This is a genomic window from Sodalis sp. RH22 (genome assembly GCF_047324165.1).
Lineage (GTDB): Bacteria > Pseudomonadota > Gammaproteobacteria > Enterobacterales > Enterobacteriaceae > Acerihabitans.
Genome location: NZ_CP178731.1, coordinates 2793715 through 2818459 on the forward strand (window position 1 = coordinate 2793715; position 24745 = coordinate 2818459).

19 protein-coding genes are annotated in these 24745 nt (G+C 56.1%); 10 read left to right on the forward strand and 9 right to left on the reverse strand.

Annotated elements, in window-relative coordinates:
- Positions 1–275: 275 nt before the first annotated feature.
- The 5 genes from ACL2XN_RS12820 to pdhR all read right to left on the reverse strand — a co-directional run bounded on the left by ACL2XN_RS12820 (position 276) and on the right by pdhR (position 11155).
- A complete protein-coding gene (locus ACL2XN_RS12820) occupies positions 276–3146 on the reverse strand; it encodes a M66 family metalloprotease (RefSeq protein WP_413730925.1) in 2871 nt (956 codons plus the stop codon).
- 720 nt (positions 3147–3866) lie between these two features.
- Entirely contained in the window at positions 3867–5294 is a 1428-nt protein-coding gene (lpdA, locus tag ACL2XN_RS12825; RefSeq protein WP_413723545.1) for a dihydrolipoyl dehydrogenase, read from the reverse strand.
- Between the two features lie 232 nt (positions 5295–5526).
- Positions 5527–7443, reverse strand: a complete 1917-nt coding sequence (aceF, locus tag ACL2XN_RS12830; RefSeq protein ID WP_413722147.1) for a pyruvate dehydrogenase complex dihydrolipoyllysine-residue acetyltransferase — start codon at positions 7441–7443, stop codon at positions 5527–5529.
- A 15-nt stretch (positions 7444–7458) separates the two neighbouring features.
- Positions 7459–10128 carry a pyruvate dehydrogenase (acetyl-transferring), homodimeric type gene (gene aceE / locus ACL2XN_RS12835; RefSeq protein ID WP_410016395.1) on the reverse strand — a complete coding sequence of 890 codons (2670 nt, stop codon included), beginning with the start codon at positions 10126–10128 and terminating at the stop codon, positions 7459–7461.
- A 262-nt stretch (positions 10129–10390) separates the two neighbouring features.
- Entirely contained in the window at positions 10391–11155 is a 765-nt protein-coding gene (gene pdhR / locus ACL2XN_RS12840) for a pyruvate dehydrogenase complex transcriptional repressor PdhR (protein WP_162363949.1), read from the reverse strand.
- Between the two features lie 580 nt (positions 11156–11735).
- Between pdhR and ACL2XN_RS12845 the strand changes: the two genes are divergently transcribed.
- From ACL2XN_RS12845 to ACL2XN_RS12855, 3 genes are all read left to right on the forward strand, one after another.
- Complete coding sequence (locus ACL2XN_RS12845) at positions 11736–13112, forward strand: amino acid permease (RefSeq protein WP_410016396.1); 1377 nt, start codon at positions 11736–11738, stop codon at positions 13110–13112.
- Between the two features lie 198 nt (positions 13113–13310).
- Complete coding sequence (locus ACL2XN_RS12850; protein ID WP_413730926.1) at positions 13311–14714, forward strand: glycoside-pentoside-hexuronide (GPH):cation symporter; 1404 nt, start codon at positions 13311–13313, stop codon at positions 14712–14714.
- A 27-nt stretch (positions 14715–14741) separates the two neighbouring features.
- Positions 14742–15701 (forward strand): family 43 glycosylhydrolase, encoded by a 960-nt coding sequence (locus ACL2XN_RS12855; protein WP_413730927.1) that lies wholly within the window; start codon positions 14742–14744, stop codon positions 15699–15701.
- Positions 15702–15740: 39 nt separating this feature from the next.
- On the opposite strand, the gene ampE is transcribed toward ACL2XN_RS12855, so the two are convergent.
- Both ampE and ampD read right to left on the reverse strand, forming a co-directional pair.
- Entirely contained in the window at positions 15741–16595 is an 855-nt protein-coding gene (gene ampE, locus ACL2XN_RS12860) for a beta-lactamase regulator AmpE (protein WP_413730928.1), read from the reverse strand.
- Positions 16592–17170, reverse strand: coding sequence for a 1,6-anhydro-N-acetylmuramyl-L-alanine amidase AmpD (gene ampD / locus ACL2XN_RS12865; protein WP_413722146.1), 579 nt, complete (start codon positions 17168–17170; stop codon positions 16592–16594). Before ampD ends, ampE begins: the two co-directional genes overlap by 4 nt.
- Positions 17171–17263: 93 nt before the next feature.
- Here ampD and nadC point away from each other — a divergent pair, with 93 nt between their 5' ends.
- The 4 genes from nadC to hofC all read left to right on the forward strand — a co-directional run bounded on the left by nadC (position 17264) and on the right by hofC (position 21236).
- Positions 17264–18154, forward strand: coding sequence for a carboxylating nicotinate-nucleotide diphosphorylase (gene nadC / locus ACL2XN_RS12870; RefSeq protein ID WP_410016401.1), 891 nt, complete (start codon positions 17264–17266; stop codon positions 18152–18154).
- A gap of 212 nt (positions 18155–18366) precedes the next feature.
- Positions 18367–18807, forward strand: coding sequence for a prepilin peptidase-dependent pilin (ppdD, locus tag ACL2XN_RS12875; protein ID WP_410016402.1), 441 nt, complete (start codon positions 18367–18369; stop codon positions 18805–18807).
- Between the two features lie 3 nt (positions 18808–18810).
- On the forward strand, positions 18811–20034 hold the full coding sequence (locus ACL2XN_RS12880) for an ATPase, T2SS/T4P/T4SS family (protein WP_410016403.1): 1224 nt from the start codon (positions 18811–18813) through the stop codon (positions 20032–20034).
- Entirely contained in the window at positions 20031–21236 is a 1206-nt protein-coding gene (gene hofC / locus ACL2XN_RS12885) for a protein transport protein HofC (protein WP_413730929.1), read from the forward strand. Before ACL2XN_RS12880 ends, hofC begins: the two co-directional genes overlap by 4 nt.
- 135 nt (positions 21237–21371) lie before the next feature.
- On the opposite strand, the gene ACL2XN_RS12890 is transcribed toward hofC, so the two are convergent.
- Complete coding sequence (locus ACL2XN_RS12890; RefSeq protein ID WP_410016405.1) at positions 21372–22415, reverse strand: GMP reductase; 1044 nt, start codon at positions 22413–22415, stop codon at positions 21372–21374.
- A 191-nt stretch (positions 22416–22606) separates the two neighbouring features.
- Here ACL2XN_RS12890 and coaE point away from each other — a divergent pair, with 191 nt between their 5' ends.
- From coaE to yacG, 3 genes are all read left to right on the forward strand, one after another.
- Entirely contained in the window at positions 22607–23230 is a 624-nt protein-coding gene (gene coaE / locus ACL2XN_RS12895; RefSeq protein WP_413727146.1) for a dephospho-CoA kinase, read from the forward strand.
- The gene (zapD, locus tag ACL2XN_RS12900) at positions 23227–23982 is read left to right on the forward strand and encodes a cell division protein ZapD (RefSeq protein ID WP_410016407.1); all 756 of its coding nucleotides are present in this window, start codon (positions 23227–23229) and stop codon (positions 23980–23982) included. Before coaE ends, zapD begins: the two co-directional genes overlap by 4 nt.
- Positions 23983–24076: 94 nt before the next feature.
- The gene (yacG, locus tag ACL2XN_RS12905; protein ID WP_410016623.1) at positions 24077–24259 is read left to right on the forward strand and encodes a DNA gyrase inhibitor YacG; all 183 of its coding nucleotides are present in this window, start codon (positions 24077–24079) and stop codon (positions 24257–24259) included.
- 35 nt (positions 24260–24294) lie between these two features.
- Here yacG and mutT read toward each other — a convergent pair whose 3' ends face one another.
- A complete protein-coding gene (mutT, locus tag ACL2XN_RS12910; RefSeq protein WP_410016624.1) occupies positions 24295–24687 on the reverse strand; it encodes an 8-oxo-dGTP diphosphatase MutT in 393 nt (130 codons plus the stop codon).
- Positions 24688–24745: the final 58 nt, after the last annotated feature.

A 24745-nucleotide genomic window follows, 5' to 3' on the forward strand; every position in this document is an offset into this window, starting at 1 on the left:
TAATTTTTAGCTGAAACGTTAAGGCTATGGCGCTGATTTTACTGTGTTAAATTAACACTATTTTATAGTTACAACTACAGACCGTTGCCAAAAATACGATGTGGACGCCTACCCGAAAGCAACATAGGCAGCATCGAATTTTTGGATGCCACAATAAATGGATAAGTGCGTTAATTCAAAATTTACCTCAGTTCGTTTTTAAAAAGTCTTGACCTGAATTAAAATGCACTCATCGCAGCCAATATACCCGAAGTTGTCGGCTATGAGTGCCGATTTTAGGTATCTGACGATAAATCATTTTCAGTATTCAGAGCGGCGTTTTCCTGAGAACTCATTGGGCTATCTATCTCCTTTTGCCAGGCATCCTCTATAAAAATAAATTTTGCGACTTCACCACGCGCAATAATATATTGCTGTTTATCGTCTAAAATCACGTTTGTTGGAGAACCCGAATTTCCTGCGATCTCCACACGTTGACCATTGTACGCGAAAGGAGGCAATTTCAACATATCCAACCGATCGGTCTTAGTGAGCTGAATATTGACAGTAAAATTTTCCGCTAAGTAACCAAATAATTTCTCCGGGAAATTATTTAATTCATTAATATTAGCCTTGCCATTTATAAACTTCATTGAACGAGAGGATAATCCATTGACTGTGTAACCCAATCTGGTTGTTGGAGGGTTGAGCGTTAACGAGGTAACAATAACATTTCTTATAATAATATCCGCTCTGGCGGTCCGGTCTATCTGCCTGATATTGATATGGAATTTATTCATTCCAGCAGGGTTAATACGGCCTCTTGCTAATTGATAATGAATAATATCTGTTGACGTAGTCACCCGCAAATAGCATTCAAGCGGACTGACATTTTGGGAGGAAGAATAAATAAAACCATAACCACCATGCAATGCAGGATAAATAGTTGTAGGTAGAATTCTCTCGGGGTCATAATAACCCACTACCGTCGTTACCGGAACGCCAAATTGGCGAGGTACCCGCGTTCCTAACGCATCATTTTTTTCACGCGAGTGCCAAAGATTATTTTCAGCCACATAGCGTGTCGAATCTCCAGTTCTATAGATAATGGGAGTATTATTAACCATCACCGTCACGTCCCATGTTGCCCGGTTAGTGAAAGAAATAATCCGACCAAGGCTAATCGCTCTTGCAGCAGGAAAGCTAATATTACTGGTCCATGCACCATCACGAACTATAATTTCAACTTCTTGAAATCTTTGTAAAATATTGCTTAGTTCAGCACCAGAAGGATCATTCCCCAGCCGCGTCAATTGTTGTTGAGTGTCGATGCGATAAATAGTATCATCTGTGTAAATAGGTGGATAAAAGGGCAACATGACATTTGGATCAATTAAGCCATTTACAGTTTTAACGCCACAATTGGCATTTTCAAAATCTCCTTCATTTTTATTTGACACTGAACCGCAGCCACGCTCACAATCGCATTTATCTTCACAATTATTTTTATTACGATGGGGGCACGCTCTCTTTTCTTCTTGTTGTAAAATAATCTCAAGAGTATTCGAGTTAAAGGGTAAATTGTCAGCGAGTATTATCCAATTCCTATTTCTTACTATAAAAATACTACTATTCCTGTATGAGACTCGATGAGATTGATTACCAATAATAATAAACATATCTGATTGTGCATCACTATCTACCCAAACGATGCTACCCTCGAGTTGTGCGTCTGCCGTAGGGAGATGAACATTACGAATCCAATTACCGTTACTGGGTATTAGTTGCACAATGCCCATGCGTATAAGCTGTGTTCTGATAAAGTTGCCACTGGTATCATTGGCTATAGCATTAAACTGCGCTTGATGGGAAATAATAACACTAGGTGGCCTGACATAGTTAACGTAATTAATATATCTCAGACTTTGTGGATCCCAAATTTTAAAACCAGTCGGTGAACTGCTTGAGAAAACAGCGTGCCGCTCAATAAAATTTTGTATGACATTAAGGACATATGGCGTATGTAACGCATAATAAGATAAAGGAGAACTTGCATGTCCTGATGCCATCACATCAGTATTAAAACGGTTGCCTTGGAAGGGGGGAATACTACCGCCGCAACAATTTTGGTTTCCTCCTTTATCCCAGAAAAAGTTGGCGATAAATCGGTTAAGATCGCGATCCCAACCCCATGCGGCGTTAACACCATTAACACTAGGGCGTTGATGGGATGAACCTCGCCATTGTCCAGGATAATGACCGAGGCTATATGCGTGGCCTGCTTCATGACTCCATTCTTCTCCTGAAGAATCTTCGATAGTAAGCATTCCATTTCCACCGCTTCCACCATGTACTATAATTCCATTCTGATAGCGCCCACGTGAATTATGCGCAGTAATTTGAAATGCAACATAATTATCCGGTATTTCAATAGACCCATCAGAGCTATTAATACCATAATTTGCGCAATTGATACCTTGGGATATCAGAAACTTACCAATATATTCACGCATATCCCCTGTATGCCAACTACCATTGTCCGCCGATTGGCTTGTATAGATGACACCATTTGGCATGACTACACGTGTAAGATGGATGGGTTCGTATTCTCCAACAATAAGACGGCTAACGGGAATTTTTTGATAATAATCTCGATGTAAACTGGGCTGATTAGCAAAATCAAAACGATCGCGGGGGGTTACCAACATTCCGATATCGATTGTTTGGATAATCACTTCATTGGGAGCACCAATAACAATATTATTTAGACTACCAGATTGATTGCCGGCTTCAAATAAAAGCCTTAGACCAGGGTTTATCCAAGTCGCGGGTAATATAACCGACCACATATTGCGAGCATAAATTATATTTGTGATAGCAGGTGAATCAACCGTCGGCAACTGAGCAGGGGGTACCAGGTCCAAAACACCGAGTCTAACGCCATCAGCACGCGTTCCAGTTACGGAAATCGATGGCGGAAGCGTTACTCGGGGCTGTACCAGTAATAGGGTATCTCGTTGGGCCACCAAACGCGGACGGATATCATGCGGGGTTGCTCTTTGATACAACGTAATATTTTGCGCATAACATATTCTGGCTTCAAAATTACCAGTGAGATCACTTGTTGCCGGTAATTCATCAAATGCAAAGTTATTTAATATTTCCATTATGCTTACCTCATATAACATCTCTAATTAAATAGATGGATAAAGGCATATGACAATGCTTATATTCCATGGCTATATTAAGTGTTTATATTCAGTGAGTATGGCATTTGGTTGCATTCTAATCAATTTCAAAATTTAGTATCTCTATGTTATCCTCTGCTAATATATGCAATTCGAGACGATCATGCTTAAATTTGTGATCAGAGACAAAACTATTCTGTATTCAGATTGGACGCTTCTCCGGAATGCGTTAGCTAAATTAGTGGCGCTCGGAACTTTATTACCCGGAGGCCAAGTATAACCGGCATCCAGCCTGATTATGGATTTCGACTTCTCTTAATATATCTGCGCTGCGATTCCACTGAAAAATAACAGTATTTGCAGATGCGTCGGGTGGTGGTAAAACCTGCATGGCTATGTCATGCAATGTCAGGCCACGCTTGCCGGGCGTGATGTGCTGTTATGCCACGGATGCCTGGTTTATTGAAATGTATGTTCCAAGGCCCGCTGCCCGATCTTTAATAATCTTGAAAACCTTTAATCAAAGAGAGGATTTCGGGTAGCTTCCAAGGGGGATAAGAGCAGGACCAGGCAAAATAGGCGTAAAAAAATCCAGGAACGCAAACTTTCCCGGATTTTTGCACAGTATAAAAATTTTTCTAGATTTCCGGCGCGGCTCCTGAGCTGAGGGAGCCATCAGCCAATCTTAATCAGACTTGATTATTTCTTTTTCTTGGCCTTGGCGTTCGGCAGGTCGGTAATGCTGCCTTCATACACTTCCGCCGCCAGGCCGACCGATTCGTGCAGCGTCGGATGGGCATGGATGGTCAGCGCAATATCCTCAGCGTCGCAACCCATCTCGATGGCCAGGCCGATTTCGCCCAGCAGCTCGCCGCCGTTGACGCCGACCACCGCGCCGCCGATCACCCGATGGCTTTCTTTATCGAATATCAGCTTGGTGACGCCGTCCTGGCAGTCGGAAGCGATGGCGCGGCCGGACGCCGCCCAGGGGAAGGTGGCCACTTCGTAGCTGATGCCTTTTTCCTTCGCTTCTTTTTCGGTCACGCCGACCCAGGCCACTTCCGGCTCGGTATAGGCAATCGAGGGGATGACCTTGGGATCGAAGTAATGTTTCTTGCCGGCGATAACTTCCGCCGCCACGTGGCCCTCGTGAGTGCCTTTGTGCGCCAGCATCGGCTGGCCGACGATATCGCCGATGGCATAGATATGCGGCACATTGGTGCGCAGCTGTTTATCGACGCGGATAAAACCGCGATCGTCCACTTCCACCCCGGCCTTGCCGGCGTCAAGCAGCTTGCCGTTCGGCACGCGGCCGATAGCCACCAGCACCGCATCGTAGCGCTGCGGCTCGGCGGGCGCCTTCTTGCCTTCCATGGTGACGTAAATGCCGTCTTCCTTGGCTTCCACCGTGGTCACCTTGGTTTCCAGCATCAGGTTGAACTGCTTGCTGATGCGTTTGGTGTAGACCTTGACGATATCCTTATCCGCCACCGGGATCACCTGATCGAACATTTCGACCACGTCGATTTTGGAGCCGAGCGCATAATACACCGTGGCCATTTCCAGGCCGATAATGCCGCCGCCCATGACCAGCAGCTTTTCCGGCACGGTGCGCAGCGCCAGCGCGTCGGTGGAATCCCATACGCGCGGGTCGTCATGGGGAATAAACGGCAAGGTGATCGGCCGCGAGCCGGCGGCGATGATCGCATTGTCGAAATTGATGGTGGTGGTGCCTTTTTCGCCCTCCACCACCAGGGTGTTGGCGCCGGTAAATTTACCCACGCCGTGCACAACATTCACTTTACGGGCTTTGGCCATACCGGTCAGTCCGCCGGTCAACTGGTTGACAACCCGTTCTTTCCAGGTACGTACTTTATCGATATCAGTTTTCGGTTCACCAAAGGTGATGCCGTTTTCGCTTAGCGCTTTTGCTTCTTCAATCACCTTGGCGACATGCAGCAGCGCCTTGGAAGGAATACAGCCCACGTTCAGGCAAACACCGCCCAGTGTCGCGTAACGTTCGACCAGCACGGTCTCCAGACCTAAATCGGCGCAACGGAAGGCGGCGGAATATCCCCCCGGGCCCGCCCCAAGTACCACGACCTGGGTTTTGATTTCAGTACTCATCATGACCTCTTAGTTGTTTGACCAGCGGTAAGGCGTTAATTTTCTGACGAATTAAAGGCATAACGCGCCGATACCACCGGGACGCCTCCATCAAAACCAGTTTACAGAAATGTTAATAATCTGCAAAGCGGGTTCGGACGGCGCGTGACCTGTTTGCCCTGCCGGGGGAAAATGCGCCCAACCGGCAGCGTCACATTAAACAATCAGGCCGGCCCTGGGGCCGGCCTCGGGCTTACATCACCAGACGACGAATATCGGACATTACGTTGTTGATGAAACTGATAAACCGGGCACCCGCCGCGCCGTCGATGACGCGATGGTCATAGGACAGGGACAGCGGCAGCATCAGGCGCGGCGTAAATTCCTTACCGTTCCATACCGGTTTCATCGCCGATTTGGACACGCCGAGGATCGCTACTTCCGGCGCGTTGACGATAGGCGTAAACGCCGTGCCGCCGATGCCGCCAAGGCTTGAGATGGTGAAACATCCGCCCTGCATATCGGAGGACGTCAGTTTACCGTCACGCGCCTTTTTCGAGATCTCCGCCAGTTCGCGCGACAGCTCAAAGATACCCTTCTTATTCACGTCGCGGAACACCGGCACCACCAGGCCATTCGGCGTATCCACCGCCACGCCGATATTGATGTATTTCTTCAGCGTCAGCTTCTGCGCATCCTCGGACAGCGAGCTGTTAAAGCGCGGCAGTTCCTCCAGCGCCTTGGCCACGGCCTTCATGATAAACACCAGCGGGGTGATTTTCACATCCAGCTTTTTCTTTTCCGCTTCGGCGTTCTGCTGTTTACGGAAGTTTTCAACTTCAGTGATATCCGCCTCGTCGAATTGCGTGACGTGCGGGATCATGACCCAGTTGCGATGCAGGTTGGCGCCGGAAATTTTCTGAATGCGGCCCAGTTCGACTTCTTCCGTATCGCCGAATTTGCTGAAATCCACCTTCGGCCACGGCAGCAGGCCCGGCAGAGAGCCGCCGGCGCCGGCTGCGGGAGCGGCCTCGGCGCGTTTTACCGCATCCTTGACGTAGGCCTGGATATCTTCGCGCAGGATACGGCCTTTACGTCCGGTCCCCTTCACCTTGCCGAGATTAACGCCGAACTCACGCGCCAAACGGCGGATAACCGGCGTGGCGTGCACATAGGCGTCGTTTTCGGCAAACTCGCTCTTGCCCTCGGTTTTAGGCTGGGCCGCCGCCGCGGCGTTTTTATTGGCCTGCGATGCGGGCGCCGGCGCCGCGGCGGCGGCGGTCTCGGTCTTCTCCGCGGCCGGAGCCGCGCCTTCCACCTCAAAGACCATGATCAGGGTACCGGTGCTAACCTTGTCGCCGGTGCTGATTTTGATCTCTTTAACCGTGCCGGCGAACGGTGCCGGGACTTCCATCGAGGCTTTATCGCCTTCAACGGTAATCAGCGACTGCTCGGCGCTGACCTTGTCGCCGACCTTAACCATCACTTCGGTCACTTCCACTTCGTCGCCGCCGATATCCGGCACATTGACGTCTTTCGTGCCGCCGGATTGAGCCGGCGCGGCAGCGGCCGGCTTGCTGTCCTGGGCCGGCGCGGCGGATGCGCCACCCGCGCCCGCCACTTCAAACACCATAATCAACGAACCGGTGCTGACTTTATCGCCGGTATTGACCTTGATTTCAGTGACTTTACCGGCAAACGGCGCCGGGACTTCCATCGAGGCTTTGTCGCCTTCGACAGTGATCAGCGACTGTTCGGCCGCCACGGTATCGCCGACCTTGACCAGCACTTCGGTCACTTCCACTTCGTCGCCGCCGATATCCGGCACCTCGACATTTTTACTTTCCGCTGCGCCGCCCGACTGCGGTTTCGCCTCGGCGGGCTTGGCATCGTTTGACGCCTCGGCCTTGGCCGGCGCGCTGTCTTCCGTCGCGCCGCCCTGGTCTTCAAAGACCATGATAAGCTTGCCGGTGGTGACTTTATCGCCCACCGCCACTTTCAGCTCTTTGACCACCCCCGCCTGCGGCGAGGGTACTTCCATAGAGGCCTTGTCGCCTTCGACGGTGATAAGCGATTGTTCGGCATCAACCTTGTCGCCCACGCTGACCAGCACTTCGGTGACTTCAACTTCATCGGTACCGATATCCGGTACGTTAATTTCAATAGCCATTGATTTCTCTACCTCTTATGCCAAACGCGGGTTAACTTTGTCCGCGTCGATGCCGAACTTGGCGATCGCCTTGGCGACCACATCGGCGTCGATTTCGCCACGCTTGGCCAGTTCGCCCAGCGCCGCCACGACCACGTAAGACGCATCCACTTCAAAATGATGACGCAGGTTTTCGCGGCTGTCGGAACGACCGAAGCCATCCGTACCCAATACCCGGAATTCGCTGGCCGGGATAAAGTTGCGGATTTGTTCGGCAAACAGTTTCATATAGTCGGTGGAGGCCACCGCCGGCGCATCGCTCATGATCTGGGCGACATAAGGCACACGCGGTTTTTCAGCCGGGTGCAGCATGTTCCAGCGTTCACAATCCTGCCCGTCGCGCGCCAGTTCGGTAAAGGAGGTCACGCTATAGACATCGGAGCCGACGCCGTAGTCCCGGGAAAGGATCCCGGCGGCTTCGCGCACGTGGCGCAGGATGGCGCCGGAGCCCATCAGCTGAACCTTGCCTTTGGCGCCGTCAAGGGTTTCCAGTTTATAGATACCCTTGCGGATCCCCTCTTCCGCGCCTTCGGGCATGGCCGGCATATGGTAGTTTTCGTTCAGCGTGGTCAGGTAGTAATAGACGTTTTCCTGCGCCTCGCCGTACATACGGGTCAGGCCGTCATGCATGATGACCGCCACTTCATAGGCGTACGCCGGATCGTAGGAGATACAGTTCGGGATGGTCAGCGACTGGATATGGCTATGGCCGTCCTCGTGCTGCAGACCTTCGCCGTTCAGGGTGGTGCGCCCCGACGTGCCGCCGATCAGGAAGCCGCGCGCCTGCTGGTCGCCCGCCGCCCAGCACAAATCGCCGATACGCTGGAAGCCGAACATGGAGTAGTAGATATAAAACGGGATCATCGGCAGGTCGTTGGTGCTGTAGGACGTTGCCGCCGCCAGCCAGGACGACGCCGCGCCCAGTTCATTAATCCCTTCCTGCAGGATCTGGCCTTTCTCGTCTTCACGGTAATAAGCGACCTGCTCACGGTCCTGCGGGGTGTACTGCTGGCCGTTCGGGCTGTAGATGCCGATCTGGCGGAACAACCCTTCCATACCGAAGGTACGCGCTTCATCGGCGATAATCGGCACCAGGCGATCCTTGATCGACGGGTTCTTCAGCATCACGTTCAGTACACGGACAAAAGCGATGGTGGTGGAGATTTCTTTTTTCTGTTCTTCCAGCAGCGCGCCGAAGTCCGCCAGGGTCGGCAGCTCCAGCGGCTTGGTAAAGTTCTTCAGGCGGGTCGGCAGGTAACCGTGCAGCGCCTTGCGGCGGGCATGCAGGTATTCATACTCTTCCGAACCTTCCTTGAAGGTGATATAGGGCAGTTGCTCGATGGTCTCATCGGACACCACCGGGGACAGATTGAAACGATCGCGGAAATAGCGCACGCCGTCGATATTCATTTTCTTGACCTGGTGGGCAATGTTCATGCCTTCCGCGGTCTCGCCCATGCCGTAGCCTTTAATGGTATGGGCCAGGATGACGATAGGCTTGCCGGTGGTCTTCTGCGCTTTTTGCAGCGCGGCGAAAACTTTTTTCGGATCGTGTCCGCCACGGTTCAATGCCCAGACTTCGTCGTCGCTCATATCCTTGACCAGCGCGGCGGTTTCCGGATACTTACCAAAGAAATGCTCGCGCACATAGGCGCCGTTCTTCGATTTAAAGGTCTGGTAGTCGCCGTCGACGGTTTCGTTCATCAGTTGGATAAGCTTGCCGCTGGTATCCTTGCGCAACAGTTCATCCCAACGGCTGCCCCAGATGACCTTAATGACTTCCCAGCCGGCGCCGCCGAAGATACCTTCCAGCTCGTTGATGATTTTGCCGTTGCCGGTAACCGGGCCGTCCAGGCGCTGCAGGTTACAGTTGATGATAAAGACCAGGTTGTCCAGCTTTTCGCGGGTGGCGATGGTGATCGCGCCCTTGGATTCCGGTTCGTCCATTTCACCGTCGCCCAGGAAAGCGTATACCGTCTGCGCGGTGGTATTTTTCAGGCCGCGGTGGTTGAGGTATTTGAGGAATTTAGCCTGATAGATGGCGCTGATCGGCCCCAGGCCCATGGAAACGGTCGGGAACTGCCAGAACTCAGGCAGCAGCTTGGGATGCGGATAGGAAGGCAGGCCTTTGCCGTGGACTTCCTGGCGGAAATTATTCATCTGGTCTTCGGTCAGGCGGCCTTCGATAAAGGCGCGGGCGTAGATCCCGGGGGAAATATGGCCCTGGAAGTACACCAGATCGCCGCCGTCCTGATCGTTGCGCGCACGGAAGAAGTGGTTGAAGCAGACTTCATAAATGGTGGCGGACGACTGGAACGACGCCATGTGGCCGCCCAAATCCAAATCTTTCTTCGATGCGTGCAGTACCGCCATAACGGCGTTCCAGCGGATAGCGGAGCGAATGCGGCGCTCCAATTCCAGATTGCCGGGATACTCAGGCTCGTCTTCAACCGGAATGCTGTTGATATAATTACGGCCCGAGGCACCGGCAGCGATGCTGACGCCACCTTTACGCGCGCCATCAAGTACCTGATCAATCAGGAACTGTGCGCGCTCAATACCCTCTTCACGGATAACCGATTCGATCGCCTGTAGCCAGTCGCGTGTTTCGATCGGATCCACGTCATTGTATAAACGTTCTGACATGGTGGTGTTCCTTATCTATCGCTATTAAATTGATTTAGTTGGAGCCTGTCTTCCTGTGCTCGTTGGCGCCGATGCGTTAGAACACACGAAGACAGGCTCATTATTTCGTTGCCGTTTTATCCCCGTCATACTTCAAGTTGCAGGTGCGTTGGCATTCCTCACTCACCCCGGTCGCTTACTTGAGTAAGCTCCCGGGGATTCGCTGTGTCGCCGCCTTCCTGCAACTCGAATTATTTAGGGCATAGCTCCCGTCGCCGGAGGCTTAGTCCTTGCGTTGCTGGAGCCGGCGCAGCGATCGTTCGCGCCTGCTGTGTTCCCGACTGAGGTCCAGCAAAATTTCCTCAATAAACGCCAGATGGCGGTGAGAAGCTTCGCGCGCTTTTTCCGGCTCGCGTGCCACTATCGCCGCGAAGATCCCGGCGCGGTGACTGCTCACCTGCGCCAGCATTTCCCGGCGCGAGTAGAGCAATTCAAAATTCTGACGTACGTTTTTTTCCAGCATCGGCCCCATACAGCGCACCAAATGCAATAAAACCGCATTATGGGCGGCTTCGGTGACGGCGATTTGATACTGCAGTACGGCATCGGCTTCGGCGTCGAGATCGCCGTTTTCCTGGGCCTGCTGGATAATCTGGTGGCAATCGCGAATGCGGTCGAGGTCCTCTTCCGTACCGCGCAGCGCGGCGTAATAAGCGGCAATCCCCTCGAGGGCATGGCGCGTTTCCAGCAGATCGTATTGTGATTCCGGGTGTTCGGCCAGCAGTTCAGCCAGTGGGTCGCTGAAGCTTTGCCAAAGATTGCTTTGAACAAATGTCCCGCCGCCCTGGCGGCGCAGGAGCAGGCCTTTGCCTTCGAGACGCTGGATGGCTTCCCTTAGGGAGGGACGGGAAACGTCGAACTGTTTGGCGAGTTCGCGCTCCGGCGGCAGCTTTTCACCGGGACGCAACGTCCCTTCCAGAATCAAATATTCCAGTTGCTGCTCGATGACATCCGAAAGTTTTGCCTGGCGGATTTTACTATAGGCCATTTATAATCATCTTTGCGATTGGCGCGGAGTCAATTGGTAATACCAATTTCATAAACGTGACGCTAAAGTAACAAAGTATTCACCTCCTGTCCATGACGGCTTTGACCTAAATCATGAAACACCGCACATTTAAACAATTGCACTAAGCTTGTGCTGCAATTTGATAACTATCCAGTTCCATCCACTGAATTTGAGAAATGACATATTTAACCATTTTGCAACGTTCAATCCTCCAAGCTGAACCGTTTGAGCCAATATTTTAGATTAAATAATAAGCAAATATTGCCTGGCAAAGTGTAACAATAACATTGTTGCTACATCTTTTTTTACAACATCCTTTTTTTACCGCCTCTCCTGGAAAATGCGTCAGATCATGCGGGTTTTGTATTTTCCCGTCCGACCCCATAAATCAGGTGCAAACTTTTTTGCATACCACTATTCTTGTGCCAACGACAGCCCGCGACAAAAAATAGCTCGACGGCTAACGTAAAATATAACGTACATAAAACGTAATGCAGGGATTACAGACCGCAATTTTACACTGGGATGGTCCGCAGACCGTACTAAAAGAGGATTTTCGATGGATGGTAAACAGCGCGGAGAGACGCTGAAACGCGGGCTAAAAAACCGCCATATTCAGCTTATTGCCTTAGGTGGCGCGATCGGCACGGGCTTGTTCCTGGGGATTGCCCAAACGATTAAAATGGCCGGTCCGTCGGTGATCCTGGGCTATGCCATCGGCGGCTTTATCGCCTTTCTCATTATGCGTCAATTAGGGGAAATGGTGGTCGAGGAACCGGTAGCCGGTTCGTTCAGCCATTTTGCCTATAAATACTGGGGCGATTTTGCCGGCTTTGCTTCCGGCTGGAATTACTGGGTGCTGTACGTACTGGTCGCCATGGCGGAACTGACCGCCGTGGGCATTTATATGAATTACTGGTGGCCGGGCCTGCCGACCTGGATCTCAGCGGCACTATTTTTTATCGTCATTAACGTCATCAACCTCGCCAACGTCAAGGTGTACGGCGAGATGGAATTTTGGTTTGCCATTATCAAAGTCGTCGCCATTATCGCGATGATTGTGTTTGGCGCCTGGTTGCTGATAAGCGGCCACGGCGGCCCGGACGCCAGCGTGACCAACCTCTGGGCCCAGGGCGGGTTCTTCCCCAATGGCGTCAGCGGCCTGATTATGGCGATGGCGGTGATCATGTTTTCGTTCGGCGGCCTGGAGCTGGTGGGCATTACCGCCGCCGAAGCCGATAACCCGGAGCAAAGCATACCCAAAGCCACCAACCAGGTCATCTATCGCATCCTGCTGTTTTATATCGGCTCGCTGGCTATTCTGCTGTCGTTGTATCCCTGGAGCAAAGTGGTGGAAGGCGGCAGTCCCTTTGTGCTGATTTTCCATGCACTCAACAGCGACTGGGTGGCGACCATCCTTAACCTGGTGGTGCTGACCGCTGCGCTATCGGTATACAACAGCTGCGTCTACAGCAACAGCCGTATGCTGTACGGCCTGGCGCGCCAGGGCAACGGCCCAAGGCTGCTGGCGGCGGTCGATCGTCGTGGCGTACCGGTCATGGCGATCGGCGTGTCGGCCCTGGCGACCGCCGTTTGCGTGCTGATCAACTATCTGATGCCCGGAAAAGCCTTCGGCCTGTTGATGGCGCTGGTGGTTTCCGCCCTGGTCATCAACTGGGGCATGATAAGCCTGGCGCACCTGAAGTTTCGCCGCGCCATGGCCCGCCAGGCCAGGGTGACGAAATTCCAGGCGCTGTGGTACCCGTTCGGCAACTATCTGTGCCTGCTGTTTATGGCGGCGATCCTGGTGGTGATGCTGATGACCCCCGGCATGGAAATTTCGGTCTACCTGATCCCGGTGTGGCTTTGCCTGCTCGGCATCGGCTTTTATTTTAAACAGAAAAATCAGCGCGCGTCCGGCGAACTGAGCCGTTAAGCCGCCTTCTGCGCGGCCTGGCTGGCCGCGCAAAGTTCTTTCCGCCGGCCTGCGCGACAAAATGCCGGCGCCTTCACAAATTTCCCGTTATGACCCGTTTGTCCATTTCATCAACCCGATCCTGCCGATCCTTTCACGCCGAATAGGCCAATACTGCCTGTTGTACTTCATGTCTTGTTTACAACGGAGAGTAGATCCATGAAAACACAGGCTTTGTCATTAACGGAAAAAATTGGTTTCGGCATGGGAGATGCCGGCTGCAATATGGTATGGGGTTCCATTACCATGTTCCTGGCCTATTTTTACACCGACGTTTTCGGCCTGGCGCCGGCCCTGGTGGGCGTATTGCTGCTGTCGGTGCGCATTATCGACGCGGTCACCGACCCGATCATGGGCGCCATCGCCGATCGCACGCGCTCCAAATGGGGCCGGTTCCGGCCTTATCTGCTGTGGCTGTCGGTGCCGTTCGCGGTGTTCAGCATTTTAATGTACACCACGCCGGACTGGAGCTACGGCGCCAAAGTGGTGTATGCCTTCGCCACCTATTTCCTGATGTCGCTGATTTACACCGCCATTAATATTCCCTACTGTTCACTCGGCGGAGTGATTTCCAGCGATCCGCAGGAGCGGGTCTCCTGCCAGTCCTGGCGTTTTATCCTGGTCGGCGTGGCGACGTTGATTATTTCGCTCACCCTGCTGCCGATGGTGGATTGGTTTGGCGGCGGCAACCGGGCCAAGGGGTTTCAATGGGCGATGACGGTGTTATCGATTATCGGTTGCCTGATGTTTTTATTCTGCTTCGCCACCGTGCGCGAACGCGTTAAACCGGCGATCCCGACCCATGACGCGCTGAAGGCCGATCTGCGCGATATCTGGAAAAACGACCAATGGGTACGCATTCTGCTGCTGACCTTCTTTAACGTTTGTCCCGGTTTTATCCGCATGGCGGCCACCATGTACTACGTGACCTATGCCATGGATAAAACCTCCGGGTTCGCCAGTATGTTTATCAGCCTGGGGGTCGTGGGCATGATGATCGGCAGTTGGCTGGCCAAACCGTTGACCGACCGCTTTTGCAAGCTGAAGGTATTTTTCTGGACCAATATTATCCTGGCGCTGTTTTCCTGCGGTTTCTATTTCCTTGATCCGCATCTGACCACGCTTATCCTGGTGATGTATTTCCTGCTCAATATCCTGCACCAGATCCCCTCGCCGCTGCACTGGTCGCTCATGGCGGACGTCGATGACTACGGCGAGTGGAAAACCGGCAAACGCATTACCGGCATCAGCTTTTCCGGTAATTTGTTTTTCCTGAAGGTCGGACTGGCGGTGGCCGGCGCCTTTGTCGGTTTTATCCTGTCCGCCTATGGCTATCGCGGTGACGCCATCACGCAAAGTCCCGGCGCCGTCCAGGGCATCGTGCTGCTGTTTACCGTGATCCCGGGCGTCGGTTACCTTATCACCGCGGGCGTGGTCAGGCTGCTGAAAGTGGATCGGCGGCTGATGCGGCAAATCCAGGACGAGCTGGAAAAACGCCGGGAGAATTATCATGAACTGGGCGCCTGGCGCGAGGACTCCCTGCTGGAAACCAAACATCCGTAAACCGCGGAATAAACAGGAGACGCTATCATGACCGAAGGACATTGGCCGAACCCACTGATAGAGCAGCGCGCCGACCCCTTTATCTACCGCCATCACGACGGGTACTACTATTTTATCGCCTCGGTGCCGGAATACGACCGGCTGGAGATCCGCCGCGCGACCACGCTTGCCGGCCTGGCGCGGGCGGAGCCGGCGGTGATATGGCGCAAGCCGGCCACCGGCGAAATGAGCGCGCTGATCTGGGCGCCTGAACTGCATGTTATCGACGGGAAATGGATTATTTATTTTGCCGCCGCCAAAACGCCTGACATTGTCGACGGGCTGTTCCAGCATCGTATGTTTGCGCTGGAGTGCGCCGATGACAATCCATTAACCGGGCGATGGCGTGAAAAAGGCCGCATCATAACGCCGCTCGATACCTTTTCGCTGGATGCGACGCATTTTGTCCACCGGGACAAGCATTATTACCTGTGGGCGCAGAACGATCCGGCTATTCGGGGCAACTCCAATCTTTACCTGGCCGAACTGGCGACGCCCACCTCGCTTAACACCGCGCCGGTGATGATTAGCCGTCCTGAACTGCCGTGGGAAACCATCGGTTTTTGGGTTAACGAGGGGCCGGCGTTTATCCGCCACGGGCGACGGCTGTTTATTACCTATTCGGCCAGCGCTACCGACGAGAATTATTGTATCGGTTTGCTGTGGGCCGACGCCGACGCCGATATTACCGACCCGGCGCAGTGGCATAAGCTGCCGCAGCCGGTGTTCCGCACCCATAGGCGACACCGGCAGTTCGGGCCGGGCCATAACAGCTTTACCATTGGGGAACGGGGCGAGGATGTGCTGGTCTATCACGCCCGCCCGTATACGGAAATTACCGGCGATCCGTTGTACGACCCCAACCGGCATACCCGGGTTAAAGCCTTTGACTGGGATGAGGACGGCATGCCCCGCTTTGGCGAACCACCGGCGGACACCGCGGGTTAGCCGGGCGGATAACCACGCCGGGCGGTGGCGCTGACGGCGTTAAACCAGAGCGCCGTAGATGGTCAGCAGCGCCACCACCACCACAATCACCTGGGTGATTTTTTTCGCCAGCGATACCGCCGCGCGCGGCGTCAGCACGTCGTCCAGATGCGGTTCCCGCGCCAGCGAGAACTGTGCCAGCCGGGTTAATACCTGATATTGGCCGGTATGCACATCCGCCAGGGACGCAAACCATGCGGGCAGCGCTTTTTCACCGTGTCCCAGCAGCGCGTAGGCCACCCCCGCCAGACGCACCGGAATCCAGTCCAGCCAGTGCAACAGCATATCGATGCCGGAACGCGCGCGCTTGAGTGGCGTGGAGCGGCGCGCCATCCAGGTTTGGTACGCGCGCAGGAAAGCATAGCCGGCCAGCCCCACCGGACCGTACGGGCCGCCGACCACCAGCCAGAACAGCGGCGCCAGGTAAAAACGGAAGTTTATCCACAACAGGGCGTTCTGCAGTTCGCGCAGACGCTCCTCTTTATCGCAATCCACCGGCAGGCCGTGGATCAGGGCCAGTTCTTCGCTCATGGCGTCGCAGGCGTGGCCGTCGCTGGCGGCCGCGGCCCGCAAATAGGCCCGATAGTGCTTACGGATGCCGCCGGCGCCGATGCATAACAGGGAAATGATGATCCACAGCACCAGCAACGGCACGCCAAAAAACCAGTTAGCCAGCAGCCGCAGGCACAGCGCCACGATAATCATCCAGCCCAGGGCCATTAAAACGGTCAGGGCCAGGGAGGCATGACGGATGCGGACAAACACCCGTTCCAGATGGTGATCCAGCTGCCAGTGCTCGCCCTGCTTGAACAGGCGTTCCCAGGCCAAAACCAATAGTAGCGTAAACAGCGTCATGAACCCTGACTCTCCTTCTTTATGTCCCCGCAGCGCGCAGCAACCAGCCGCAGGTAATGTTGCCACCGAAACGACGGCCCGGGATCGGTTTTACGCGCCGGGGCGATAGCGCTATGGCCGGTAATGCGCGCCGGCGTAATCGGATAATGCCGCATCAACAAGGCGGTCAGCGCGGCCAGCCGGTGGTACTGCGCGTCGGTGTAAGGGATATTATCGGTGCCTTCAAGCTCGATACCAATGGAAAAATCATTGCAGCGTTCCCGGCCGTCGAACGTCGATACGCCCGCATGCCAGGCGCGTTTATCAAACGGCACGTACTGGACAATTTCGCCGTCGCGGCGAATCAGGCAGTGCGCGGAAACCCGCAACTGATAAACCTGGCGGAAAAAGGGATGCGCCGCGGGATCGAGCGTGCCGGTAAAGAGCCGGTCGATATCCCCGCCGCCGAAGCGGCCCGGCGGCAGGCTGATATTATGCACGACCAATAGCGATGGCGCCTCGTGCGCGGGCCGCTCATCGCAATGCGGCGACAACACGTGCCTGACCCCCGGCACCCAGCCATTTTCCAACCGCATTATTCACCTCGCGCAGACCGGCGGTGGTACTTATCCCAGCAACAGAGTAGCATGTTTCTCCGATTCCCTTTATCCGCTATTTCGGAGTTTTTTATGCCGACACGCCGTTATAACGTCGAACGCCGCCGGGCCGAATTGCTTGAGCGTATTCAGCATGATATCCCCTTATCCGTCACCCAGGCCCTGCGCGAAGACCTGGGCGGCACCACCGACGCCAAAGCCGATATCACCGCCCGTTTGCTTGCGCAGGAGAGCGAGGCCAGCGCGGTTATCATCACCCGGGAAAACGGTATTTTCTGCGGCCAGCGCTGGTTGGAGGAAGTCTTTGCCCAGCTCGGCGGCGGTGTTTCCGTCGCGTGGCAGGTACAGGACGGCGATGCGATCCGCGTCAACCAGCCGCTGTGCCGTTTAAGCGGCCCCGCGCATCTGCTGCTCACCGGCGAGCGCACCGCGCTGAATTTTGTGCAGACGCTGTCCGGGGTGGCCAGCGAGGTCAAACGTTACGTTGATCTTCTGGCCGGCACCGGGACCCAACTGCTCGATACCCGCAAGACGCTGCCCGGCCTGCGCACCGCGCTGAAATACGCCGTGCTGTGCGGCGGCGGCGGCAATCACCGCCTGGGGCTGGCGGACGCCTTCCTGATCAAGGAAAACCATATCATCGCCGCCGGCTCTATCGCCAACGCGGTGGCCAACGCACTGGCCCTGCGCGACGATGTGCCGGTGGAGGTGGAAGTGGAAACCCTGGACGAGTTGCGCCAGGCGCTGGACGCCGGCGCCGATATCATCATGCTGGATAATTTTACGCCGGCCGATATGCAGCGGGCGGTGGCGGCCACACAAAAGCGCGCCCTGCTGGAAGTCTCGGGCAATGTCACGCTGGACACGCTCCGTGAATTTGCCCAAACCGGGGTGGACTATATCTCCGTGGGCGCGCTGACCAAACATATCCGCGCGCTGGACTTGTCGATGCGGTTCCAGTAGCCGGGCATCCCATACCACAGGCCTTCGGTCATCTCCGAAGGCCTTTCCCCCCTCCTTATCCTTAATTTTGCGGCATCCTACGCAAAATTCCTAAACATCAGGTCACTCATCGCGTTTTTTTTGCCAACCATTATCCCGTATGGCGACCCGCCGCTGGCCGGACGAAGGCGTTGCCGGTAAGGTCGGGGCAGGATCGGCTGCGAGGGAAACGCATGTTTAATCAACAGGGATTTACCTTGGTGGAATTAATGGTGGTAATCGCCATTATCGCCATGCTCAGCGCTATCGGCCTGCCCGGCTACCAGCGCTATCTGGATAAAGCCGCCATGACGGATATGCTGCAGATGCTGGCCCCCTATAAATCGGCGGTGGAGCTGTGCGCGTTGCAGCGCGGCGAGGTCCGGGAGTGCCAGGCGGGCCAGGACGGCATACCCGAGGGCATGGCCTCGCGTTATGTCGACCGGGTCACGGTGCAGGACGGCGTCATCAGCCTGACCGGCAGACAGGCGCTGAAGGGCCTGACCCTGGCCTTGACGCCCAAACGGCACGGCGACGGGCTGCGCTGGGGCAGCGACTGCCGCGCCATGGAGAACGCCCGGCATCTGCTCGGGCCTTGCCAGGCGCTGTTTCACATGGATGGCGCGGAGGAGTAGCGGGTGACGGCAACCTACGATGACACGGCGCTGCGGGATTATATCGACGCGCTGCTCAACCAGGCACAAGCGCTCAAGGCGTCGGATATCCATATCGAACCCACGGGCGCGGCCGAGTATCGCATCCGGTTGCGCGTAGACGGCCTGCTGCGGGAAAGCGCCCATTGCATGCCAATACTTGCTGCGCGCCTGCTGGTGTGCTTAAAGATGATGGCCCGGCTGGATATCGCCGAGCGGCGCCTGCCCCAGGACGGGCAATTTGTCTTCGGACCGCCTGACAGGCACTGCTCGTGCCGGCTCTCCACACTGCCGACGCTGCGCGGCGAGAAGCTGGTGCTGCGTCTGTTGCGCGGGGCGCCGGAAGATCTCGCCCTGGAGCGACTGGGCATGCCGGCGGCCCTGCGCCGGCGGTTCCTGCGCCTGCTGCACCGTCCCCAGGGATTGATTCTGCTCACGGGGCCGACCGGCAGCGGTAAAACCATGACGCTTTACAGCGCGCTGAATACCCTGGCGCGCGACAGGCTGAATATTTGCAGCGTGGAGGATCCGGTGGAAATGTCGCTGCCGGGCATGACCCAATGCCAGGTCAACGCCAAGGCCAGGCTGGATTTTCCGGCGTTGCTGCGCGCCCTGCTCCGCCAGGATCCCGATGTGGTCATGGTGGGTGAAATCCGCGATCGCGCGACCGCCGCCATGGCGGTTAACGCCGCCCAGACCGGTCATTTGGTGCTGGCAACCCTGCATACCCGCTCCGCCGCGGATGCCGTGGCCCGTCTTAGCCAGTTCGGGCTGGACGCCGAGCTGGCGCGCTCCGCCCTGCTGCTGGTGATGGCACAGCGGCTGGTCAGGCAGCTCTGCCCGCTATGCCGCCGCGAGGCAGGCGCGCCGGAACAAACGGCGCTGCGGCTGCCGCCGGGCTGGGCGCCTCGCCGTCAATGGCATGCCGTGGGTTGCGAACAGTGCCACCAGGGTTATGCCGGCCGGCGCGGCATTTTTCATTTGTTGCCGGCGCAGCCCTCCCCCCATGACGGTGCGTACCCCGGGGAAAGTCGCCAAAGCGGCCCATGCAATGCCGCACAGGCGGCAGGGCGCGCCATGAACGACGCGGCGTTCAACCGCAAAGGCCGGCCAGGTCCCTCGGGACTTTGGCGCGCGGGCCTGGTATTGGCGGCGCGGGGAGTGACCTCCCTTGATGAGCTGGCGCGGGTACTGGGTGAACCGGCATGACCGGCTTCTGGCTTTACTCCTGGCGCGGCGTTACCTCCGCCGGGGAAGCCTGTGCCGGGCAGATCCTCGGGCGGGATAAAACCTCGGCGCGCCGGCAGTTGATCCGCCGGGATCTGCAACCGTTTCACCTGCGTACCGCCGGCTATCTGGGGGCCGGCTATTGGCGCAGGCATCAGCTTGCCGCGCTGACCGCCCAATTGGCGACGCTGCTCGGCGCGGGGCTGCCGCTGCGCGAGAGTCTGGAGCTGCTGGCGGAAGATCACCCGCGCGCCGGCTGGCGGTGCCTGCTGCGCCTGCTGGGCGAAAAGATCGAGCAGGGCCACACCCTGTCCCAGGCCCTGGCCGACTTTCCCCAGGTCTTCCCACCGGTTTATTGCGCCATGATGGCGCTCGGCGAGCTGACCGGCCGGCTGGATCGCTGCTGCCTGGCGCTCGCCGACCATGAGGAACGGCTCGGCAGGTTAACAAAAAAAGTGACGGGCGCGCTGCGCTATCCGGCGTTTATCCTGCTGATGGCAACGATGGTCATGGGGTTGCTCCTGGCATGGATTCTGCCGGAATTCTCCCGGCTCTATGCCGCCATCAATCTGCCCCTGCCCTGGCCGACCCGCTGCCTGCTGGCCGCGGCGGCAGGCGTGGAAGAGCATGCGCCGGCATTGCTTGCCGGGGTAGCGCTGCTGTTCCTGGTTTACCGACGGTTCTGCCATTACCATGATCGATGGCGGCGTCGCCTCCAGGCGGGGTTGTTATATTTGCCCGCGGTGGGGACGCTGCTGCGTCATCACGCGCTCTACCAGTTGTTCCAGACATTGGCCATGACCCACCCGGCCGGTGTGCCGCTGGATAATGGCCTGGAGATTGCCGCGCGCACCCTCGGCCATCCCTTGTACCGCGAGGCGGCGCTGCAATTACGGCGGCATATCCAGCGGGGATATGCGCTGCATCAGGCATTTTATCGTCATCGCCTGTTCCCGCGCCATTGCCACCAGCTTATCAAGACCGGCGAGTTTTCCGGCACGCTGGACGAGGTATTCCGCCGGCTGGCCAGCATGCATGAGGAACAGGCGCAACGGCGCGCCGACGCGCTGGCGCAGTTGGCCGAACCCCTGCTGCTGTTGATCATGGGCGCTCTGGTGTGCGCGCTGGTGATGGCGCTTTATCTGCCGCTGCTGCAAATGGGCGATCTGTTTGGCCACGGCTGACGCCGTCCCGGTGATGGGATGGTAATACGCAGGAACACGCCGGACCGGATCTGAGGCAGGCGGATGCAGACTTAAGGCGTGGGGCCGCAGGATGGCTATCATTCGCATGATAGCCATCTATAGGACCGCAACAGGCTACAGCTGGGTAAACACCTGGTTTTCCTGCTCGGCCACGCGGATAAAGGTGGTGCGTTTGGTCAGTTCTTTCAAGCGGGACGCGCCGACATAGGTACAGGCCGAGCGCAATCCGCCCAGGATATCGCGTATGGAGTGTTCGACCGGCCCGCGCAGCGGCAGCTTGACGGTTTTACCTTCCGCCGCCCGGTACTGCGCCACGCCGCCCACATGGCGGTTCATGGCCGACTCGGAGCTCATGCCGTAAAACAGCATGAATTTTTCGCCGTTTTCCTCCACCAGCGTGCCCTCGCATTCGTCATGGCCGGCCAGCATGCCGCCCAGCATGACAAAGTCCGCCCCGCCGCCGAAGGCTTTCGCCACGTCGCCCGGCACCGAGCAGCCGCCGTCGCTGACAATCTGGCCGCTTAAGCCATGGGCGGCGTCCGCGCATTCAATCACCGCCGACAATTGCGGGTACCCTACGCCGGTCTTGACGCGGGTGGTGCATACCGAGCCCGGTCCTATACCCACCTTGACGATATCGGCGCCAGACAGGATCAATTCCTCCACCATTTCACCGGTGACCACGTTGCCGGCGCAGATGACATTATTGGGACAGGCCGCGCGCGCTTTTTGCACAAAATTAACGAAATGCTCGGAATAGCCGTTCGCCACGTCGATGCAGATAAAGGTCAATAACGGCGACAGGGCCAGGATATGCTTCATTTTCACGAAGTCCGCTTCCGAGGTGCCGGTCGAGACCATGACATGCCGCAATACCGATTCAGGGGCCCGCGCAACAAAAGCGCGCCATTGCTCCACGCTATAATGTTTATGCACCGCGGTCACGACATCAAAGGATGCCAGGGCTTCCGCCATGCGAAAGGTGCCGACGGTGTCCATATTAGCGGCGATGATGGGCACGCCCGACCAGGAGCACCCGGGGTGCTTAAAGGTAAAGTCACGCTGCAGTTCGACGTCGGAGCGGCTCTTGAGGGTAGAACGCTTGGGGCGGATCAAGACGTCTTTAAAACCTAACTTGATATCTTCTTCAATACGCATAACGGTTTTTCCTGGTCAATGGCGACGGGTCGCTTATAAGTTTCGGGTACAGAATGCCAATTCCAGTGACGGTATCATACGCCGGATTATTCTTACGGCAAGACTGCGAAAACCGCCCGATATACGCTACAATCGTAGCAATTTACCTGCAAACGGGCAGAAAGGAATACAGTAAGGAGTCAGTAGACTGTATGCGTTATATTGTTGCATTAACAGGGGGAATCGGCAGTGGCAAAAGTACCGTGGCCAATGCCTTCGCCGCACTGGGTGCCACGATTGTCGACGCCGATGTTATCGCCCGCCAGGTTGTAGAACCGGGGAGCGACGCGCTGCGTGCCATACAGGCCCGTTTTGGCGCCGGGATCCTGCTGCCCGACGGACGACTTGACCGCTCATTGCTGCGCCAGCGCGTGTTCAGTTCACCCGCCGACAAGGACTGGCTTAACCGTTTGCTGCATCCGCTTATCCAACAAGAAACCCGGCAACAACTGGCCCGCGCCGATGGACATTACGTATTATGGGTGGTGCCGCTGTTAATTGAAAACCAATTGCAGTCCCAGGCGGACCGGGTACTGGTGGTCGATGTGCCGACAGAGATCCAGATTGCCCGCACCCTAAGCCGCGACGGCATCAGCCCCGACCAGGTCAAAAGCATTCTTGCCGCGCAGGTTTCACGCCAACAGCGTCTGGCCTGTGCCGACGATATTATAGATAATAGCGGGCGTCCCGAAGCGCTAACGGCCGAGGTGGCAAAACTGCACCGCCGTTACCTTCAGCTTGCGGCATCAGCAACCCGACAGGATGAATTAAAATGAGTGACGTCTACTCGACCACGGTGCTGTTTGAGCATCCGTTAAATGAAAAAATGCGCACCTGGCTGCGTTTGGAATTTTTACTGCAGCAACTGTATAACTATCCGACGTTGACTGACATCTCAAGCGCGTTGCCGTTTTTCCGCAGCGTCTCCGATTTGCTGGATGTGCTTGAGCGTGGCGATGTACGCACTGAAATGCTCAAGGAACTGGACCGCCAGCAGCAGAAAATGCTGCAGTGGGACGGCGTGCCCGGCGTCGACAGTGAGCGCGTCAGGGCGCTGCGCAGCGAACTCAAACAGTGCGCCGCAGTATTGATGGCCGCGCCGCGCCTGGGACAGGCGGTACGCGAGGACCGTTTAATCGGCTCGGTGCGCCAGCGCCTGTCCATTCCCGGCGGCTGCTGCAGCTTTGATTTGCCCGGCCTGCATATCTGGCTTCATCTGCCGCAGACCGTGCGCGATCAGCAGGTGAATCTGTGGCTGAAAACATTTGACCCGCTGCACAGCGCGTTAACCATTACGCTGGATTTGGTCCGGCATTCGGAACCCTTTAAAAACCAGATCAGCCTGAACGGCTTTTTCCAGGATAACGCCGAGGACGCCGATTTGCTGCGTATGCGCATCCCGCTGGTGTCCCAGCTTTACCCGCAGGTTTCCGGCCATAAAACCCGCTACGCCATCCGGTTCTTATCCCTGGACAGCGAAAACGGCGTGGTGCCGAACCGTTTGTCCTTTGAATTGGCCTGCTGTTGATCAATTGCGTTAAGATAACGGGTCGAGGCACCGGTTGGCGTAGCGGCCGGCCAGATTTGCAAGGTTTCAGGAGTTAACATTGAGTGACGATATCATGGTAGTAAACTGCCCCACCTGCGGCGCGGACGTTGAGTGGACTGCGCAGAGCAAGTTCCGGCCTTTTTGCAGTAAACGCTGCCAGCTGATTGATCTCGGCGAGTGGGCCGATGAGGAAAAAGTTATCCCCAGTGATACGCAGCTTACCGATAGCGAAGACTGGAGCGAAGATCAGCGCTGAAAGTGATATGGCCCCGGGGCGGGGCCGGATGCAGGTCAGGTCGCGGCGATCAGCTGGCGGATGATTGACGCATTGGCGGGCGGGAATTCATCGGCCCGCAGTTCCGCCTGGGGGCACCAGCGCACCGGCTGTCCCTCTTTGCCGTACGGCGTGCCTTGCCAGTCCTCGACCAGGAAAAAATAGAAGGCCATATCCCGATCGGCAAACTGGTGCTGGCTGGTGGCCAGCAGTTCGGCCCGTTCGACCCTGATGCCGGTCTCTTCCAGCAGTTCCCGTTTTAACGCCTGCTCGGGGGTTTCGCCCTCTTCCATTTTGCCGCCGGGGAATTCCCAGAAACCGCCCATATGCGAGTCCGCCGGCCGCTGGGCGATAAAGATCTGCTGTTGCGCATTACGGATAATGCCTACGGCAATGGTGCGAATAGTTATTGTCACAGGTACTCCGATAAAATCATCTCAGCACGGCTCAACGCCGTCACCCTAAGGC